Consider the following 17,957-nt stretch of genomic DNA (forward strand, 5'->3'; position numbering starts at 1 on the left):
GCAGCCCTGTGCGGCGTTGCAAAGCCTCTCGTTTACACAAGTAAACGTCGTGACTTTGCGCCTTGCCCAGAACTGCGATCCACACTAAATGCAGCCTTATAGATAAGTTTAAAGCATGACGTAGGTTGGTTGGGTTACATACCTACGAACCACAGAAACAGTAAAGAGGCACACAAAATGGCATACAGCGAACAAGTTCTGGATCACTATGAAAACCCACGTAATGTTGGCGCATTTGAAAAAGGCGACGACACTGTAGGTACTGGCATGGTGGGCGCTCCGGCCTGTGGCGACGTGATGAAGCTGCAAATCAAGGTAGGCGCAGACGGCATCATCGAAGATGCCAAGTTTAAAACCTACGGCTGTGGTTCGGCGATTGCATCGTCGTCCTTGGTTACCGAATGGGTAAAGGGCAAAACGCTAGAGCAAGCTTTAAGCATTAAAAATACGCACATTGCTGAAGAGCTGGCACTGCCACCCGTAAAAATTCACTGCTCCATCTTGGCAGAAGACGCGATTAAAGCGGCAGTAGCAGATTACAAGACTAAGCACGGTTAAATTGATCCAGGCTGGGTTTTAGCTCCATCCTATCAACTTAAAAATGAAACCAATTTAGGGTGGGCAAAGGCTGTATATCTTGCCCACGCGGATGTACTAGGCAAATAAAATGCCCCTCCCCCACCCTAAAAATGCAACGAGACAAAAAATGGCTCTGACATTAAGCGAAAGTGCAGCAACCCATATCTCTAACTTTCTGGCAAAACGCGGCAAGGGCCTTGGCGTGCGCTTGGCAGTGAAGACTTCGGGCTGTTCCGGCATGGCGTATAAGCTTGAATTTGTCGACATTGCTAACGAGACAGACTTAGCGTTTGAAAGCTTCGGGGTAAAAATATTTACCGACAGCAAATCCTTGGCCTACTTAGACGGCACCGAGCTGGATTTCACCAAAGAAGGCCTGAATGAAGGGTTTAAGTTTAATAACCCAAATGTGAAGAACGAATGTGGCTGTGGTGAGAGCTTTAACGTTTAAGCACGAGATTCAAGCTATGCGAAAAAAACCCAAACCTTAAACTGCAGAGAAAAAAGAGGACACGGAGTCTCACAAAGAAAACCATCTTTTAGATTCGTTCTCTAAGTTTTTTACGTTTTCTCTGTGTAACTCCGTGGCTCAAGATTTGGGTTTTAAAGCCGTATTTCACTCCCTTCCCCCCGCTAGAAACGCCATGAACTTCGACTTTACTCAATTTGACTTTGCCCAAAGCCACTTCCAGCTTTTCAGCCTACCCGCTCAGTTTGCTCTGGATCAGCCCAAGCTAGATAGCCATTATCGGGCGCTGCTGGCCCAGTACCATCCTGACCGCTTTGCCAGCGAAAGTGATGCGGTGCGCCGCATCAGTTTGCAAATTGCCACGCAAGTGAATGAAGCGTATCAGACCTTAAAATCACCGATTGCGCGTGGCCGCTATTTATTAAAGCTGGCAGGGGTAGATACTCAAGAAGAAAGCAATACCGCCATGCCCATCGATTTTTTAATGAATCAGATGGAGTGGCGCGAAGCTATTTCTGAAGCAAAATCCACACAAAATATTGATCGCCTCGAAAGCATAGGTCGCGAGCTAGCACTTGAAACCAGCGCGCTGGAGCAACATCTAGCCAGCTTACTTGATGAAACCCATGATTTAAGCACAGCCAGCGTGGCGGTGCGTAAATTACGCTTTATGGAAAAACTAGAGCAGGAAATTGGCGACGCGATAGAAACATTGCTGTTTTGACCGGCATAGGTACGGCATGCCGTGCCCCTACTTTGTTATAAAAAGCATCGCCCAACGCTCTCTTACGGATAAAACATGGCCTTACTACAAATTTCTGAGCCTGGACTATTTGCCGAGCCACATCAACACCGCCTTGCCGTCGGCATTGATCTTGGCACGACCAACTCCTTAGTGGCTTCGGTCAAAAGCGGCAGCCCAGCCTGTTTGCCTGATGAACAAGGTCGCACGCTGTTGGCCTCAGTGGTGAACTATGGCAAGGATGGCGTCATTCGTGTTGGCAGCAGCGCCATTGCCCGCCAAAACGACGATCCAAGCAACACCATCAGCTCAGTCAAGCGTTTTATGGGCCGCGGCATCAATGATGTTGCGGATTTAGCGACGCCTTACCGTTTTGTTGACGAGCCTGGCATGCTCAAAATATCCACACGTGCGGGAATAAAAAGCCCAGTTGAAGTTTCGGCCGATATTCTGCGTGCACTCAAAACCCGCGCGGAGCAAAGCTTAGGCGGCGATTTAGTCGGAGCCGTGATTACCGTACCCGCCTATTTTGATGATGCACAGCGCCAAGCCACCAAAGACGCCGCACGCATCGCGGGCCTCAATGTGCTGCGTTTACTGAACGAGCCCACCGCAGCTGCCATTGCCTATGGCCTTGATAATGGCAGCGAGGGCACTTACGTTATTTACGATTTAGGTGGGGGCACCTTTGATGTGTCTATCCTAGAGCTGACCCGTGGCTTATTTGAAGTACGTGCAACCTCTGGCGATTCAAAGCTGGGTGGTGATGATTTCGATCACCGTATTTACTGTTGGATTTTAGAACAGGCAGAGCTTTCCGCACTAAACGCCCAGGATGCCCGCGTACTGCTCACGCGTGCGCGCGAAGCCAAAGAAGCCCTGTCTGATCACCCAAGCACCCGTATTACTGCGGTGCTCAGAGAAGGCGTGGTGGTTGATGTGGAGCTTAGCGTTGAAACCTTTCATGAAATCACCTGCACTCTGGTTAGCAATACCATCACACCGGTACGCAAAGCCTTACGTGATGCCAAGCTGCAAGTGAGCGACATCAAGGGTGTAGTCATGGTGGGCGGCGCCACTCGCATGCCGCAAATCCGCCATGCCGTAGCCGATTTTTTTAAGCAAGAACCCCTTACCAACCTAGACCCCGATAAAGTAGTCGCCATTGGCGCGGCCATCCAAGCCAATGTATTGGCGGGCAATAAAGGGGACGATGAGTGGCTGCTATTGGATGTGATTCCGCTCTCGCTGGGCCTAGAAACCATGGGCAATCTGGTTGAAAAAATCATCCCAAGAAATAGCACCATCCCTACTGCCCGCGCTCAGGAATTCACCACCTTTAAAGATGGCCAAACAGCGATGGCGATTCATGTATTGCAAGGTGAGCGTGAGTTAGTCAGCGATTGCCGCAGCCTAGCGCGTTTTGAATTACGCGGCATCCCCCCCATGGTGGCAGGTGCGGCGCGGATTCGCGTCAGCTTTCAAGTAGATGCCGATGGTTTATTATCGGTTTCTGCCAAAGAGCTCTCATCCGGTGTAGAAGCCAGCATTATGGTGAAGCCGTCTTACGGCCTATCTGACGATGAAATCAGCAACATGCTGAGCGATTCCATGAAAAATGCCAACGCTGATGTGCAGGCACGTAAGCTCGCTGAAGCGCTAGTTGATGCCAGCTCAATTGTAAACGCCACCCAAGCCGCACTAGCCAGTGACGCTCATTTGCTCAACACCCAAGAGCTCAGCCACATTGAAAATAGCTTAGCCACACTACAATCGAGCATGCAAGCATTAGATGCCAACGCCATTCATGCCGCTACTGAAAAACTGAATGAAATCACCGGTGATTTTGCAGCAAAGCGGATGGATGCAGCAGTAAAATGCGGGCTAGCTGGCCAGAATATTGCAGACTTTAAGGATTAATCATGGTTCAAATTGTTGTTCTACCTCACCCCCAGCTCTGCCCTGAAGGCGCCGTGCTTGAAGCCGAAGCGGGCATCTCGATTTGTGATGTACTGCTACAAAACGATATCGAAATCGAACACGCTTGCGAAAAATCCTGTGCCTGCACCACCTGCCATGTGATTATCCGCGAAGGTTTTAACTCCTTAGCGCCATCGGACGAGCTAGAAGACGATATGCTGGATAAAGCATGGGGCTTAGAATCTGAATCGCGCCTTTCTTGCCAATCCATTGTTGAAGACACTGATTTAGTGGTAGAGATTCCCAAATACACGGTTAATCATGCACGTGAGCATCATTAATAATTGATATTAATAAATTAAAATTAAACAGTAGGCGATTGCAAAGCGCCATTTATTCGTGTTTTATGGTTTTTTCGTGGACAACCCAATTTTTAATCTTACTGCGTAACGTCCGTTAATAAAAAACCAAACTGTGCCAAATAAACACCTATTATTTTATTTCAGCCGATGTTTAATACAGATTAAGGTACCGCAAAATGAAATGGACAGACTCGCGTGAAATTGCTATCGCTTTAGCCGATAAATACCCAGACCAAAACCCAGAAAACATACGCTTTACTGATTTAATGCAATGGGTACTAGAGCTGGAAGATTTTAATGACGATGCCAAGCATTGTGGTGAAAAGATATTAGAAGCCATCCAACTAATGTGGATCGATGAAGCAGACTAACGAACTGAAAAGCGCCCAATTGCTTTTAACAAAGGCTCGGTGCTTTGTTTTAGATTTTTAGCAAATTCAGATGTAGACAGCGTACTTTGCTGAGTAAACTGCGTTTGCTCAGCAAAGACACTCATATTATCCGCAATATTACTGACCGCCGACATTTGCTGGCTCATAGCCTGATTTAGTTTAATTAAATTCGATTGAAAATGCTCAGCTTCATTATTAATTTGTTTAATAACCTGATCTATCGCCCCATTTTTTTCACTCTGGTCAGCAAGTGATCCCCCATCGGCTATGGTGCTTAAATCATCATAAATCAATCTGCTAATATCAAGGGTAGCATCTGCAGTCTGCTCTGCTAGTTTTCTAATTTCCGCCGCTACAATAGCAAACCCCTTGCCCTTTTCCCCTGCTCTAGCAGCCTCAATTGCAGCATTCAGTGCCAGCATATTTGTTTGCGCCGCAATTTTTTCAATCAGTTTTACAATTTGCTTAATTGCAATTGAGCGATCCAACTGCTTACCTGCTGTATTTAGAATATCTAAAGTTCTTTGATGCGTTTCATTAAAAATACGCTCTGTATCTTCACCAATTCGGCATACCAAACCTGCGGTATTAGTCAACTCGCGCAAGGTGGCCGTATTAGTATCCATCATATTTGATTGCTGCTTTGCATGAGATAAAGTGTTATCACAGCTTTGATGAATTTGCTGCACGGAGCTACCTACTAAGCTAGCCTGCTCTTGAATAGCTTGAATTAAATGAATTAAGCTTAAGCGCATATATTCAAAGGATTCTTCTGCTGCACCAATCTCATCCTCGCTTTGTTTGCTCAGTGGTTGATGTAAGTCACCTTGAGCGCAATAACGGATATTTTGCGAAAACTGAATAATCATGCGAGAAATATTACCACCCAAGCGCCATGCAATTACGGAGGAAAGGCATAATGAAATTACTGAGAAAAGGATAAAGCCTTGGCTAAACTTCTCTAAATCGGCTAAGTTATTGACTTGCTCTTCTTTTACCCTATCACGTTGTAATTTAAGCTGCTGGCTTAACAAATAATTAAATGCAGAAAAACTCGTATCTGCCGATAAAACCAACATCACAGATAAATTATCATCGGCACCTAACATATCCATTGCATTACCTATCATTACCCGATATTTTTTAAGACCCTCTTGTAATTGCACCACACTATTTACGCTTACGCCTTTGAATTTTAACAAACCAATTTCGTTATATAACGCATCAGTTCTAATCAATAATGTACCCGCAATGCGTTTATTTTTTTCTGGATCTCTGTTTATTTTCATATTAGCCAAAAGTTGATAAACATCCCCTCTTAGCATATACACCTCACTTTCAATTCTATTGAGTCCATCAGCATACTCAAAGTCTTTTTGATATAAATCACCAATAGAAACCACCTGTTTATTCACCCAATAATAAGCCACCAGTGCCATACATAGTATTAAACATGTAGATAGCAAGGCGGGCAGCATTATTTTATATCTGATAGATATTTTGCTAAGCACTTAACCCCCTTTCATACATTTAATGATTAATAAATTTTTATGCATAACTAAATTTAATATTAAAACAAATAACAGCTTGATACTTATTTTATAAACCCTGATATTCTTTACAATATTATTTTTTTCTTCGCTTAGCACAAAAGCACCTCTATTTATTCTGCAAAAACCTTAGCATTAACTTTGTCAGTAATTTCAATTTTCATGATAGACACCAGCGCAAATAATTAAATCTTGATAGTTTGTGCAAAATGTATCTTTATTCAGCACTTGCTTTGTTAGTGGATCGGTAAATTTATAGCTATGCCAAAATTCGTTTTTTTCACCTGATAATTTAACTCTCTCTTTCATATATTCCTTACCTGAAACATCAACAATACTTATAAAATTTTTCCCTACCATTTTTTCAGTCTGCCCATGGGCATAGCAATTCCCCTTGCGATCATACGCAACAACATAAATATCTCTGTCTATGAACTCAGTACTGGGTGCAGTAAACGCTTTAAAGCTTTTTTCCCTGCCATTTTTCTGTAAATAATTAATCGATTTTTTTACTAAATTTTCTGCATCCGTCTTACTGCCTCGACCTTCAGCAAAACAAATAGGCAAGATAAACAGCCCCATTAACATCAACAAACATAGCATTCTCATTATTATTTTCCTTTACCCCAGCAAATACTTACAAGTAGACTATTTGTTGTAACAAATCCAATAAAATAACAACGCCAATCCCAAGCTATTAATTTATAGCGAATGTGTAGCGTTTAATCCACCGCAAAGAGGGGTGAACGTTGTTTTGATCTCATCACGCCAGCGTGCTGTATATTCAAATTTCATTAGATCGCAATGTTTAAAGATGTTTTACTTGGTAAAATGCCAACAGTAGCTAAGGATAGAATCAAGTCTCCAGCCATTTTGTAAACAAAAGGAGCCCTATTAATGCTTTGCCTTCATATAAGATCTGCAAAAATTGCTTAAGCAATCCTATTAAAATTTTTGTAAGTTTATACTTGGCATATTTAAATCCTTAAATTCAACATCCGCACTGACAGCGTGTTTTTCTAATCAAGAAGTGCTTGGTCTATTTTTTGGCTAAAAATGAATGAATTATCACCACACCACACCACGTCGCCTTGCCGTTTATTCAGCTAAAATGACAGAGATAACATGGAGTTTTGCATGGCCTCATCCCCTCAACCCAGTGAATCTAAAACTTCTCGACCTGCATCAGCCCCCCGATTCATCTTTGAATCACGTGCTGCGCTTGATCGAATTTTAAGTAAATCAGATACTTACTCTGGGGTGTTTCCTAGCCATATCAGCAGCATTGTTGGCCATCTTAGTCATGCCTGCGATATCAATCGCAATGTCGTAATTGGCATGATTATGCTGCGCCAAGATGGCACATATGCCATTCGGCACGCCATTAATGTGGCCTGCGTGGTGGAGCTAGCCTTACGTGATTTAGGCCGATCCGCAGTTGAGCGCAAACCTGTAGTTGCCGCCGCCCTCACCATGAATATTGGCATGTATGCCATCCAAGAAAAGCTATCTAGCCAATCTGGCCCCCTATCCGATGAACAACGCCATCTGATGCAAGCGCATCCGATTGAAGGTCGAGATCTATTACGCAAATTAGGCGTAACCGATCCACTCTGGCTTGATTATGTACTGCAACATCACGAGATCCCTGATGGCAGCGGCTATCCACAGCGCCTAGCGGGTGATGATATTCATTTTGAGGCGCGCTTAATTGGGATTGCCGATCGCTACTGCGCCATGCTGACCCGCAATGCTTGGCGGCGTGGGCAATTATCTGACTTAGCCCTGCTCACATCCTTAACCGGCTCGCAAAATAGTATCGATGTAAAACTGGGCCGCCTGTTTACCCAAACCATGGGTCTTTATCCGCCTGGCGCGGTTGTACAGTTATTAAATGGCGAAATTGGCATCGTAAAACGCCCTGGCCGTGGTGAACAAACGCCGGTCGTTGCGGCATTATTCAATAAGCAGTGGCAGCCACTCTTAAATATTGTTGAAAGGGATAGCGACGATATTGACTTCAGCATTATTGCCGTAATCGAAAGCCAACGCGTTGCGGGTCTAGTGCCTATGGAAGACGTATGGGGTGGCGACGCCACGGGTGCTTAATACGCGCAAAGTGTATACACAACATAAAATTACCCTGTAAACTGCACGCACTGTGTAGATAAGGGTGATGATATGCAAAACGCGCAACAAAACACACTCCGCGATGCCATGCGCATTCTCAACTTAACCCGTGATGCCATAACAGAGCGATTAGGCGTAAGCCGGCGAGCTTTAGATAGCTGGCTACTCCCCGATCATTCCAACGAACACCGCAGCATGCCCACCATTGTTGAGCGTTTTTTAGCTGAAATTCTAAGCCAAGCCCCCAAAAACCTCGCAACACAAAATATCGATTCCGCCTCTGCCCATTGGGCTCCCCATTTATTATCTGTTGAGCAATTTAGCCGCGAATCGGTTGAAGAGCTGTTTCGCATCGCCGACATTATGCAGCCTGTTGCCCGCAGGCAAAAAACCTGCCGCGTGCTAGAAGGCGCGGTGCTGGCCAATCTGTTTTTTGAAGCCAGTACTCGTACTCGGATTAGCTTTGGGGCGGCGTTTTGCCGGCTGGGTGGCTCGGTGTGTGATACCACAGGCTTTACCTTCTCCTCCATGGCTAAGGGTGAATCAATCTATGACACCAGCCGTGTAGTCAGCGGCTACGCCGATGTGATTGTAGTGCGCCACCCTGAGCAAGGCGCGGTGGCTGAATTTGCCCAAGCTAGCAACATCCCTATCATTAACGGTGGTGATGGGCCTGGCGAGCATCCAACCCAAGCGCTGCTGGATCTTTACACGATGGAGCGCGAATTCTCCCGCCTGAATAAACTAATAGATGGCAGCCATATTGCTCTAGTAGGTGATTTAAAACATGGTCGTGCTGCGCACTCCTTAGCCAAGCTACTGGGTTTATATCGTGGGCTCAAAATCACCCTACTTGCCCCAACTGGCCTAGAAATGCCAGCGAGTATCATTGATGCTGCCAGCCGCAATGGCAACATTGTGCAGTGCACCGATAATCTAGCCACTGGGCTAGCAGATGCCGACGTGATTTACGCTACCCGCGTTCAAAAAGAGCGTATGCAAGGTGAGGTAATGGAAGGTTATGGTGAAAACTTTCAAATCAACTTGCGGGCCGTAAATAGTTTTTGCAAGCCAGATGTCATTGTGATGCACCCATTGCCTAGAGATAGCCGCAGCGGAGCCAATGATCTCTCTACCGATTTAAATCAAGACCCAAGACTAGCTATCTTTCGCCAAACTGATAATGGCGTGCCGATCCGCATGGCGATTTTTGCTAAACTACTGGGCGTAGATCAGCAGATTAGCCATAGTCTGCGCGATATTAGCTGGGTTCACCCACAGAAACTGGGCCCTAACGATGCGTCTTTTGACGAGTTGTAATCGATCAGCCAACACCAAGGATTTCCAATGCTTTTTAACGATGTATTAGCCAGCCTGCCCACGATTGATCATTTATCCGCGCTTGAGCTACTTGATGGCGAAAAGATTGTGGCACGGATTGAAAACAAGCCCGGCCAAGCTGGCAGTGTGCGGGTTTATCATGCCTTATACCAAGAATTTGGTGCCATTAACGCCGTTGCAGCTGCCAAGGGTGTGCGGCTGTATGCGGAGCACAGCGCAGATGCAATTGCGTTTCCAAATAAGCATCCAAATATTGATCGCCTACTGGCTTTAGCCGCAGCAGGCCAGCCATTAGCCGTTAGATTGATTACGGCTGGTTGACCAATATCCACATAGAAGCTACATTCCAAGCTAATCTCAATACAAATAAAGCCTATGTTTAAGCATTACTTTTTATTAATTAGCTTGGTTTGTTGTGGCCTAGCCCATGCTGGTGCCCAAAAAGAAGAGCAGCTTTCTTCTGCAGTACAAACCTCAATGCAAAGATCCATCAATGATGGGCAGTCGGCCAGATTGGTTTTTGCCAATCCAAATGACGGCGAAGCTTGGCTTGCAGCAATGTCGGCCCGTTTGGCTAAGCGCATCCCCGATGAATTTATCCGCCGCACCCTTCTTACTGCCATTCATTACGAGGCCAGCCGCGCAGGCTTAGATCCACAATTAGTTTTGGGCCTCATTCACGTAGAAAGCGGTTTTAACCGCTATGCTTTTTCTGTAGTTGGGGCGCGAGGGTTAATGCAAGTTATGCCATTTTGGCAAAGATCAATTGGCAGCAGCGGGCACAATTTATTCGATATGAATACCAATTTGCGCTATGGCTGCACCATTTTGCGCCACTATTTAAATATAGAAAACGGTGATTACTTTAGGGCACTCGGCCGTTATAACGGCAGCTTAGGCCGTGCCGAATACCCTAATCTTGTGTATGGCGCATGGAAAAACTATTACGCTTATACCGGTGAAAACACCAAATTGGCAGAAAAATAACTATCCCGGCAATTTATCCGCTTGCAATAAGCGGATAAAGCCAAGCTCCATATTGACCCAGCCGTGCTCTCCCCAAACACTAAGCTGTTTATTCACGCTTTCACGGCTAGCGCCCACCATATTAGCTAACTCTTGCTGAGTAAGTTTTAAATCAATAGTAACGCCATCCGCATCTTTAATTCCATGCTGGTTAGCGAGTTGCCTGAGCATTTTACCTAGGCGCTGTGGCAAATTTAGAAACAGCGTATCTTGTAATAAATCATCGACATAACGTAAACGTAGGCATAAAGCCGCCAACATTTGCCGCATCACCTTAGGGTGGCGATCTAAATACTGCATCACGTTTTCTCGCCGTAAAACCAGCAGCTCACAAGCTTCTATCGTTTCAACGCTGGCTGTACGAGCGCCTCCATCAAGCATCGCAATCTCGCCAAACATCTCCCCTGCTTCCAATATGCAAATTGTGGCTTCTTTCCCCTCAGCGCTGCTTCTAACTACTTTTAAACGCCCGTGCAATATGGCATACATTTCATCGCCCAAAGAGCCCTGAACCACAACCAATTGCTTGGCCCGCAAGCTACGCCATTCGGTTTGACTAGCAAGATCCGCTAATTCCGCATTACTTAAATCACAAAACAGGCTACTGCCTGATAATAATTTAGCTTTATCCATATGGCACTCTTTAAATTTGATACTAGCAAACAGCCAGATATAACAAAAAACAGACTTAATATGGACTAATTCCACTGCTATCGCAGTTGCTCAGTCCCTACAACCTTAGAACGCTTAAATCGACAAGCTAGCAATCACTGGCGTATGGTCTGATGGGCGTTCATTTTTTCTTGGCTCTTTATCAATCACACATGCACTGCATAAAGGGACTAATTCTTCAGTTAATAAAATATGATCAATGCGCATACCAGCGTTTTTTCTAAACCCAAAACCACGATAATCCCACCAAGAAAATGATTTCTCTGGCTGATCAAATAGGCGATAAGAATCGGTTAATCCTAAATCTAATAAGGCCTGAAATGCAGCACGCTCCGGCGCTGAAACCAAGACCTGACCCTCCCACTTTTTAGGATCATGCACATCTATATCATGTGGAGCGATATTGTAATCGCCCAGCAGTGCCAGCTTAGAATGCACAGCCATTTCTGTTTTTAACCAAGCAGTTAAAGCCGCCAGCCAAGATAATTTATATGGGTATTTTTCTGAATCTAATGCTTGCCCATTTGGAATATACGCACAAACCAAGCGCACACCCTGCATCGTGGCCGCAATTAATCTCACCTGATGATCAATAAAACCAGGGATATTAATCACCACATCGCTTAAAGCTTCACGCGCAATAATCGCCACGCCGTTATAGGTTTTTTGCCCTGCAAACACCACATGAAACCCTGCCGCCTCAATTTCCGCCTGTGGAAACACCACGTCTTCCATTTTAGTTTCTTGCAAGCAAAGCGCCGTGACATCTGGATTAGCCGCCAGCCATTCCAATACCTGTGGCAAACGCACTTTCAGACTATTCACATTCCAGGTCACAATTTTTATCACGACGTGTTTCCTATCTATTCAGGTTTATATTTCTCTGCGAGCAATACAGAATCATCTTATCCGCATATTTTCACATGAATTGGCTGCGGCATGGCACATTAAAGAGTGTAAAAATGGGGAAAACAAGTTCATAAAAAATATATGCGCAAACTAATCACGACTTTATTGACAAAAATAAGCAAACCATGAACTTTACATGTAGCAATCTGCATGGAAGCATGCAAGCTAATAACTTAGTATTTTGGCATGGTGTTGCACGGCTCTTGCCCGTGTAATTTATGCTGCATATACACCAAGTAAATAAGTAGTTGCTAATAAAGAATAGCCAGCAACCAATTTTATCTATCCAGCCCAATTAAGCGTAATATTTGCCAATTAAATATTTATTAAACATTGATAGACTGTTTAAAAAAGACAATCACCATGCTTGCACTCCCATCCATATGGAATATATTAATATCCAGCATAGTATTTTTCATTGCTGTTTGGTATCTACGCCGCTATTTAGATGAGCAAGGCCTGCCGAAGGGAATAACGCGCAGCCTGCTGGTGTTTATGCTGGCATCTTTAGCATCCTGTGGCACAGGCACCTTTATAGACAAAATTGCAGGTAAAAAAGCTGATCCTGCTGCTCCTACGGTGCTTAAACAACTTTTAAATGCTGCTAAGCAAAGTGCACAGGAATAGACTATCCCTTATGGGCTAAGCGAATCTATACATTCATTTTGTACAAAATATTCCGTAGTGCCGCATAGAATGAATGGACCACGGCTTGCCACACCTTGCTCAAAGAGGTGCAGCAAGTCACCTTTATTTACATAAATAGAAAAAATCCATCTGCAAAATAAATAGCGCCGATAATCCCCATTGGCCAGGCTGCATACCAAACGGGTTTGCGTTTAAATAAGCCGGCAATAGAGCTAAGCAAAATAGCAATTTGTAAAAAAATAACCGCCAGACCAAAAGGTTTAGAATGACGCTGAGCTTGATCACGCTCGCTTTCTAGTTGTTTGGCTTTTTGCTGTATTTGTGTTTTTTCTTGCTCATACTTAGCCACTTTACTGCCGTAATCCTGTAAAGCTTGCTCAAAGTGCCGTTTAAGCTCTGGTGATGAATGAGCAGGTAAGGCCCATAAATCTAAAGCCAATTTCTCTTTTTGTAATTGATACAAATTAGCTTTAACACTTTTTGCCTGAAAAAAAGCCCATTGATCAGAGGCTTGAGTTTGGCTAATAATACTACGGGTGGAATAACCACCACCTTTAAAAGTTGATAAGGTAGCACATACAGCCAGAATAACCGTGCTAAGCGCTAAGTAATTGAGCCAAGGGTCTTTTTTTTCTTCGGACATCATTCAATTCTTTAATGTTAAATAAACAAGTACTTTGGGCCTAAAAAAACTAGTCCATTATTTTATTAGAATACATCCAGTGGCATTTCGTATTAAATCATCACGCTCCTTTATTGCAACAATGCAATGAGTTTGGGCCCTTATATCTGAAAGCAAAAAAAATAAAACACCCCATGCGATTATCTCGAATGGGGTGTAGATCGGCAAAATTAGCAGCCTTATATTATTACCTTGGCATTTTACCCAGCAGAGGCTGCAGATGCATGCTTTTTAACTGGCGCCTTGTGCACTGCAGAGGCAGCCGATGCCGCTGAGGCATGTTTTTTAGCCTGTGCTTTTTGTACGCTAGAAGCAGTAGACGCCGCTGAGGCGTGTTTCTTAGCCTGTGCTTTTTGTACGCTAGAAGCAGCAGACGCCGCCGAGGCGTGTTTCTTAGCCTGCGCTTTTTGCACGCTAGAAGCAGCAGACGCCGCTGAGGCGTGTTTCTTAGCCTGTGCTTTTTGTACCGCAGATGCGGCAGAGGCTTTCTTATCTACATGCTTAGTAGCTGTTGTTTTTACAGAATGCGTTTGTACTTTAACCGGTGTCGATGCCGCTTCTGCCGCCATACCGAAAGCAGTCGTTGCAACAAATACAGTAGCGGCAAGAGTTGTCAGCAGTTTGTTCATGATCTGGTTTCCTGAATTTCGCTCGGTGTTGAGCGGGTAAATTCAGTATCTACTCTCTTGCTTTAGAGTTCGATATAACGTTAGTAGCGATGTGTAACCGACTGTTTAAGTTAAAAAGCGGCCATGATAGGCCGCTGTATTAAACCCATTATCAAGCCTGCTATTTAATCGCAGGCATGTTTTTCTTTTCTACCGGCGGAAAGCCCGCCTTACTTAAACTGGCGCCCCAAATCAATTTATCCCAAGGGCTCAGCACTTGCTTGCCGATCAATAGCACCGGCGTGCGTACGGAAAGGCTGCCTACTAAATTGATAAACTCAATCATTTGCTGCTCGGTTCGATTTGGATTTTTTAACTCATAACTGATATTGCGGCTATCTAACAACGCCACTGCATCCGCACAGGGCTGACCGCATTCTGGCGTTACAAATAAAATCATGCTGGCTTGGGCTTGGCTCGCATTATTGCTTGGTACGCGAATCGGTCTTTCCCGCACATTTTGCCCTACTGCAGGCTGATCGGAATAATAAACATGGCCATCTGCATCACGCCATTGATAAACCTTGGCCGCAAAGCTAGGGGAGCTGAACAATAAAGCCAATAAAAAATATTTCATACTTAAACTCTTAGCAATCTACCTATTACAGATCAAGCATTATAGACCGCGCCCCTTTATTACTCTTATTTCAATATAAGAAAAAACTTAAACAGCGTTTCTCTTTAAGAAAGATAGCTGCCTGCATGGTTTAGCACCTGCAGCTACCGCTTATCTGTAAGCCATCGAATCTAGCCCAAGTCATATTGCCTCTGCTAAGCCTGCTATCCCCCAGCCAAGCCGCAGCCAGCCTCAACATCTAGATCAATCATCCAACAAAAAACCCCATTCAAACGATTGTTTTATAAGGGTTTTCATATAAATAAACCCTATTGATTTATTAACTTATTACGCATAGCATTGATTAAATCAAACGGATTGATTTATAGAAAATCAATGGCTTGATGCCTTTAGGCTAAACCCCTTGGAGAAAAGAAATGTTGCAGACCCGTATCTCGATAGCCCTTGCCTCACTGACTTTGGCCCTACCCGTGTTTGCTAACGAACCTGTGATTGGCTTGGTTACCAAAACTGAAACCAATCCATTTTTTGTAAAGATGAAAGAAGGCGCGGTTGTCGAGGCTAAAGCCAAGGGTGCAAAACTGCTTTCGGCCGCTGGTAAAGCCGATGGCGATAACGCAGGCCAAGTCACTGCCATTGAAAACATGATTGCGGCAGGTGCAAAAACAATTTTAATTGCTCCAAATGATTCCAAAGCTATTGTGCCAACCATTAAAAAAGCCCGCGAAAAAGGCATTTTAATTATCGCCTTAGATAGCCCAACAGACCCAACCGATGCAACGGATGCCCTATTTGCCACCGATAACTTTAAGGCAGGTGTCTTGATCGGCGAATACGCCAAAGCAACTTTTGCAGGCAAACCAGCCAAAATTGCCACCTTAGATCTCTTTCCTGGCCACCCCGTAGGTGCGCAGCGCCACAATGGTTTTTTGCAAGGTTTTGGCCTGCAATCTTTTGATGCAAAAAACAATGAATTAGCCAAACCAAGTAATGTGGTCTGTATGGCAGATAGCTTTGGCGATCAAGCCAAGGGCCAAACGGCTATGGAAAACTGCCTGCAAAAAAATCCTGATATCAATTTGGTTTACACCATCAATGAGCCAGCAGCAGCGGGTGCATTTAATGCGCTTAAAAAAGCCGGTAAAGAAAAAAGTGTGCTGATTGTTTCCGTAGATGGCGGCTGCCAAGGGATTAAAGATTTAAAGAATGGAAAAATCGCCGCCACCTCGCAGCAATACCCATTAAAAATGGCCGCAATGGGCGTGGCTGCGGGCATTGAATACGCCAAGACTGGCAAAAAACCGGCTGGCTACACCGATACCGGCGTGATGCTGATTGCGGCCAAGCCTGTGGCTGGCATTGAAAGCAAAGATAGTAAAACCGGCATGGATCTGTGCTGGGGCAATAAATAATCCTGCCTTAATCATAAGAACCGAGCGTTGTAGATATTCTCTATAGCGCTCGGCTTTAGCTAATCCAATTATAAAAAACACTGAGGAGCGTTATATGCCGAGTTGGAAAGAAAACATCCCTTCAATCGGCACCCTAGGGCCATTTTTGGCGCTATTACTCGCCTGCACTTTTTTCTCATTCCAAAGCGAGCAGTTTTTAACGGGAGCCAATTTTTCGCTGATTTTGCAGCAGATTATGGTGGTTGGGCTAATTGCAATTGGCCAAACCTTAATTATTCTTACCGCTGGGATCGATCTATCCTGCGGCATGGTAATGGCGCTAGGTGGCGTGGTCATGACCAAAGTAGCGCATGATTTTGGCCTGCACCCCAGCTTAGCCATCGGTCTTGGTTTAGCAGTAACTGCTGGCTTTGGCCTGATTAATGGCTTACTGGTTACTCGGATTAAGCTACCACCGTTTATTGTGACCTTAGGCACGATGAATATTGCATTTGCAATTACCCAGCTCTATTCAGGATCGCAAACCATTACCGATCTCCCCGCCAGCATGACTTTTTTGGGTAACACTTTTAATCTGGGCCAAACCCAAGTGGCCTATGGCACGGTGCTGATGCTGATTTGCTATGCATTAAGCTGGATCTGGCTGCGAGAAACCGCGGCAGGCCGGCATATCTACGCCGTTGGCAATAATCCTGAAGCTACCCGCCTAACCGGCATCCCCACTCATAGAGTGATTTTAATGGTGTACGTGCTGGCGGGGCTTTGCTACGGCGTGGCGTCGCTTTTATCTGTGGCGCGTACTGGTGTGGGCGACCCTAATGCAGGGCAAACCGAAAACCTAGATGCAATTACCGCCGTGGTACTGGGTGGCGCCAGCTTATTTGGTGGCCGTGGCGTGGTACTTGGCTCCTTAATCGGCGCAATGATTGTCGGTGTGTTTCGTAATGGCCTCACCCTGATGGGGGTCTCATCGGTTTATCAAATTCTGATTACCGGCATTTTGGTTATTCTTGCCGTTGCTACCGATCAACTCTCCAGAAAAGGTGGCCGCTAATGAGCCCGCATCCAGAACACAATGCCCGGCCTTTGGTGATTCAAGCCAAAGGTTTAGTGAAACGCTACGGCCAAGTCACGGCCTTAGATGGCGCTGATTTCGAACTACGTGCAGGGGAAATTCTTGCGGTTATTGGGGATAATGGCGCGGGCAAATCCTCCCTGATTAAGGCTTTATCAGGCGCCATTACGCCCGATAGCGGCGATATTTTTTTGGATGGGCAAAGCGTTTGCTTTAAAAGCCCAATCGAAGCCCGCCGTGCAGGCATCGAAACCGTTTACCAAGATCTCGCCGTTGCCCCCGCCATGACCATCGCAGAAAACTTATTTATGGGCAGAGAAATCCGCCGCGCTGGTTTGTTGGGCAGCCTGGGGTTTTTAGATAAAAAGCGCATGTTAAATGACAGCATCGCCTATATGCAGGAGCTAAAAATTGGCATCCGCTCCATGACTCAGGCGGTAGAAACGTTATCTGGCGGCCAGCGTCAAGGGGTGGCGGTGGCACGCGCTGCCGCCTTTGCCCGTCATGTGGTCATTATGGATGAGCCCACCGCAGCACTGGGGGTAAAAGAAGGCAATATGGTGCTAGAGCTGATCCGCAATGTGCGCGATCGAGGCTTACCCGTAGTGCTAATCAGCCACAATATGCCGCATGTGTTTGAAATAGCCGATCGCATCCACGTTGCCCGTTTAGGGCGCAGAGCCGCTGTACTCAACCCTAAGGCCATCACCATGAGTGATGCCGTAGCGGTGATGACCGGCGCCATGAAGCCAGAGGATATCCCCACAGAGTGGCTAGCACACTAGGCCAGTAGCACAGGAGAA

The 17,957-nt window shown here is 45.3% G+C and carries 21 protein-coding genes; 14 read left to right on the forward strand and 7 right to left on the reverse strand.

Annotated elements, in window-relative coordinates:
• Nucleotides 1–177 precede the first annotated feature (177 nt).
• The 6 genes from iscU (at nucleotide 178) to iscX (ending at nucleotide 4,443) form a co-directional block, all read left to right on the forward strand.
• Nucleotides 178–558: a Fe-S cluster assembly scaffold IscU gene (gene iscU, locus Q0R17_RS14050; RefSeq protein WP_293935919.1), complete on the forward strand. Its 381-nt coding sequence runs from the start codon at nucleotides 178–180 to the stop codon at nucleotides 556–558.
• A 148-nt stretch (nucleotides 559–706) separates the two neighbouring features.
• Nucleotides 707–1,030: an iron-sulfur cluster assembly protein IscA gene (iscA, locus tag Q0R17_RS14055; protein WP_293935920.1), complete on the forward strand. Its 324-nt coding sequence runs from the start codon at nucleotides 707–709 to the stop codon at nucleotides 1,028–1,030.
• A 193-nt stretch (nucleotides 1,031–1,223) separates the two neighbouring features.
• Entirely contained in the window at nucleotides 1,224–1,772 is a 549-nt protein-coding gene (gene hscB / locus Q0R17_RS14060) for a Fe-S protein assembly co-chaperone HscB (protein ID WP_293935921.1), read from the forward strand.
• Between the two features lie 75 nt (nucleotides 1,773–1,847).
• Nucleotides 1,848–3,710 (forward strand): Fe-S protein assembly chaperone HscA, encoded by a 1,863-nt coding sequence (gene hscA / locus Q0R17_RS14065; protein WP_293935922.1) that lies wholly within the window; start codon nucleotides 1,848–1,850, stop codon nucleotides 3,708–3,710.
• A 2-nt stretch (nucleotides 3,711–3,712) separates the two neighbouring features.
• Nucleotides 3,713–4,051, forward strand: a complete 339-nt coding sequence (gene fdx / locus Q0R17_RS14070; RefSeq protein WP_293935923.1) for an ISC system 2Fe-2S type ferredoxin — start codon at nucleotides 3,713–3,715, stop codon at nucleotides 4,049–4,051.
• Between the two features lie 197 nt (nucleotides 4,052–4,248).
• Complete coding sequence (gene iscX, locus Q0R17_RS14075; RefSeq protein WP_293935924.1) at nucleotides 4,249–4,443, forward strand: Fe-S cluster assembly protein IscX; 195 nt, start codon at nucleotides 4,249–4,251, stop codon at nucleotides 4,441–4,443.
• On the opposite strand, the gene Q0R17_RS14080 is transcribed toward iscX, so the two are convergent.
• Both Q0R17_RS14080 and Q0R17_RS14085 read right to left on the reverse strand, forming a co-directional pair.
• On the reverse strand, nucleotides 4,440–5,975 hold the full coding sequence (locus Q0R17_RS14080; RefSeq protein WP_293935925.1) for a methyl-accepting chemotaxis protein: 1,536 nt from the start codon (nucleotides 5,973–5,975) through the stop codon (nucleotides 4,440–4,442). The genes iscX and Q0R17_RS14080 overlap by 4 nt on opposite strands.
• Nucleotides 5,976–6,167: 192 nt before the next feature.
• Complete coding sequence (locus Q0R17_RS14085) at nucleotides 6,168–6,623, reverse strand: cache domain-containing protein (RefSeq protein WP_293935926.1); 456 nt, start codon at nucleotides 6,621–6,623, stop codon at nucleotides 6,168–6,170.
• A 528-nt stretch (nucleotides 6,624–7,151) separates the two neighbouring features.
• On the opposite strand from Q0R17_RS14085, the gene Q0R17_RS14090 reads away from it, so the two are divergent.
• The 4 genes from Q0R17_RS14090 (at nucleotide 7,152) to Q0R17_RS14105 (ending at nucleotide 10,472) form a co-directional block, all read left to right on the forward strand.
• Nucleotides 7,152–8,123, forward strand: coding sequence for an HD-GYP domain-containing protein (locus Q0R17_RS14090; RefSeq protein ID WP_293935927.1), 972 nt, complete (start codon nucleotides 7,152–7,154; stop codon nucleotides 8,121–8,123).
• Nucleotides 8,124–8,195: 72 nt separating this feature from the next.
• Nucleotides 8,196–9,464 (forward strand): aspartate carbamoyltransferase, encoded by a 1,269-nt coding sequence (locus tag Q0R17_RS14095; RefSeq protein WP_293935928.1) that lies wholly within the window; start codon nucleotides 8,196–8,198, stop codon nucleotides 9,462–9,464.
• Between the two features lie 27 nt (nucleotides 9,465–9,491).
• Nucleotides 9,492–9,806 carry a DUF2322 family protein gene (locus Q0R17_RS14100; RefSeq protein ID WP_293935929.1) on the forward strand — a complete coding sequence of 105 codons (315 nt, stop codon included), beginning with the start codon at nucleotides 9,492–9,494 and terminating at the stop codon, nucleotides 9,804–9,806.
• Between the two features lie 54 nt (nucleotides 9,807–9,860).
• Complete coding sequence (locus Q0R17_RS14105; RefSeq protein WP_293935930.1) at nucleotides 9,861–10,472, forward strand: lytic transglycosylase domain-containing protein; 612 nt, start codon at nucleotides 9,861–9,863, stop codon at nucleotides 10,470–10,472.
• Here the strand turns inward: Q0R17_RS14105 and Q0R17_RS14110 are convergent, their stop codons facing one another.
• Together Q0R17_RS14110 and xth are read right to left on the reverse strand one after the other, a co-directional pair.
• Nucleotides 10,473–11,144, reverse strand: coding sequence for a Crp/Fnr family transcriptional regulator (locus Q0R17_RS14110; RefSeq protein WP_293935931.1), 672 nt, complete (start codon nucleotides 11,142–11,144; stop codon nucleotides 10,473–10,475).
• A gap of 114 nt (nucleotides 11,145–11,258) precedes the next feature.
• Nucleotides 11,259–12,029 carry an exodeoxyribonuclease III gene (gene xth / locus Q0R17_RS14115; RefSeq protein ID WP_293935980.1) on the reverse strand — a complete coding sequence of 257 codons (771 nt, stop codon included), beginning with the start codon at nucleotides 12,027–12,029 and terminating at the stop codon, nucleotides 11,259–11,261.
• Between the two features lie 426 nt (nucleotides 12,030–12,455).
• Between xth and Q0R17_RS14120 the strand changes: the two genes are divergently transcribed.
• Nucleotides 12,456–12,719: a hypothetical protein gene (locus Q0R17_RS14120; RefSeq protein ID WP_293935932.1), complete on the forward strand. Its 264-nt coding sequence runs from the start codon at nucleotides 12,456–12,458 to the stop codon at nucleotides 12,717–12,719.
• A 127-nt stretch (nucleotides 12,720–12,846) separates the two neighbouring features.
• Here Q0R17_RS14120 and Q0R17_RS14125 read toward each other — a convergent pair whose 3' ends face one another.
• The 3 genes from Q0R17_RS14125 to Q0R17_RS14135 form a co-directional block, all read right to left on the reverse strand.
• Entirely contained in the window at nucleotides 12,847–13,386 is a 540-nt protein-coding gene (locus tag Q0R17_RS14125; protein ID WP_293935933.1) for a DUF4337 domain-containing protein, read from the reverse strand.
• A 236-nt stretch (nucleotides 13,387–13,622) separates the two neighbouring features.
• Nucleotides 13,623–14,051 carry a hypothetical protein gene (locus Q0R17_RS14130; RefSeq protein ID WP_293935934.1) on the reverse strand — a complete coding sequence of 143 codons (429 nt, stop codon included), beginning with the start codon at nucleotides 14,049–14,051 and terminating at the stop codon, nucleotides 13,623–13,625.
• 160 nt (nucleotides 14,052–14,211) lie between these two features.
• Entirely contained in the window at nucleotides 14,212–14,667 is a 456-nt protein-coding gene (locus Q0R17_RS14135) for a DUF4124 domain-containing protein (protein WP_293935935.1), read from the reverse strand.
• Between the two features lie 416 nt (nucleotides 14,668–15,083).
• On the opposite strand from Q0R17_RS14135, the gene Q0R17_RS14140 reads away from it, so the two are divergent.
• The 3 genes from Q0R17_RS14140 (at nucleotide 15,084) to Q0R17_RS14150 (ending at nucleotide 17,939) form a co-directional block, all read left to right on the forward strand.
• The gene (locus Q0R17_RS14140; RefSeq protein ID WP_293935936.1) at nucleotides 15,084–16,079 is read left to right on the forward strand and encodes a sugar ABC transporter substrate-binding protein; all 996 of its coding nucleotides are present in this window, start codon (nucleotides 15,084–15,086) and stop codon (nucleotides 16,077–16,079) included.
• Between the two features lie 94 nt (nucleotides 16,080–16,173).
• Nucleotides 16,174–17,133: an ABC transporter permease gene (locus Q0R17_RS14145; protein ID WP_293935937.1), complete on the forward strand. Its 960-nt coding sequence runs from the start codon at nucleotides 16,174–16,176 to the stop codon at nucleotides 17,131–17,133.
• Entirely contained in the window at nucleotides 17,133–17,939 is an 807-nt protein-coding gene (locus Q0R17_RS14150; RefSeq protein ID WP_293935938.1) for an ATP-binding cassette domain-containing protein, read from the forward strand. Before Q0R17_RS14145 ends, Q0R17_RS14150 begins: the two co-directional genes overlap by 1 nt.
• Nucleotides 17,940–17,957: the final 18 nt, after the last annotated feature.

The sequence above is a fragment of the Iodobacter sp. genome (assembly GCF_025352645.1).
GTDB lineage: Bacteria > Pseudomonadota > Gammaproteobacteria > Burkholderiales > Chitinibacteraceae > Iodobacter.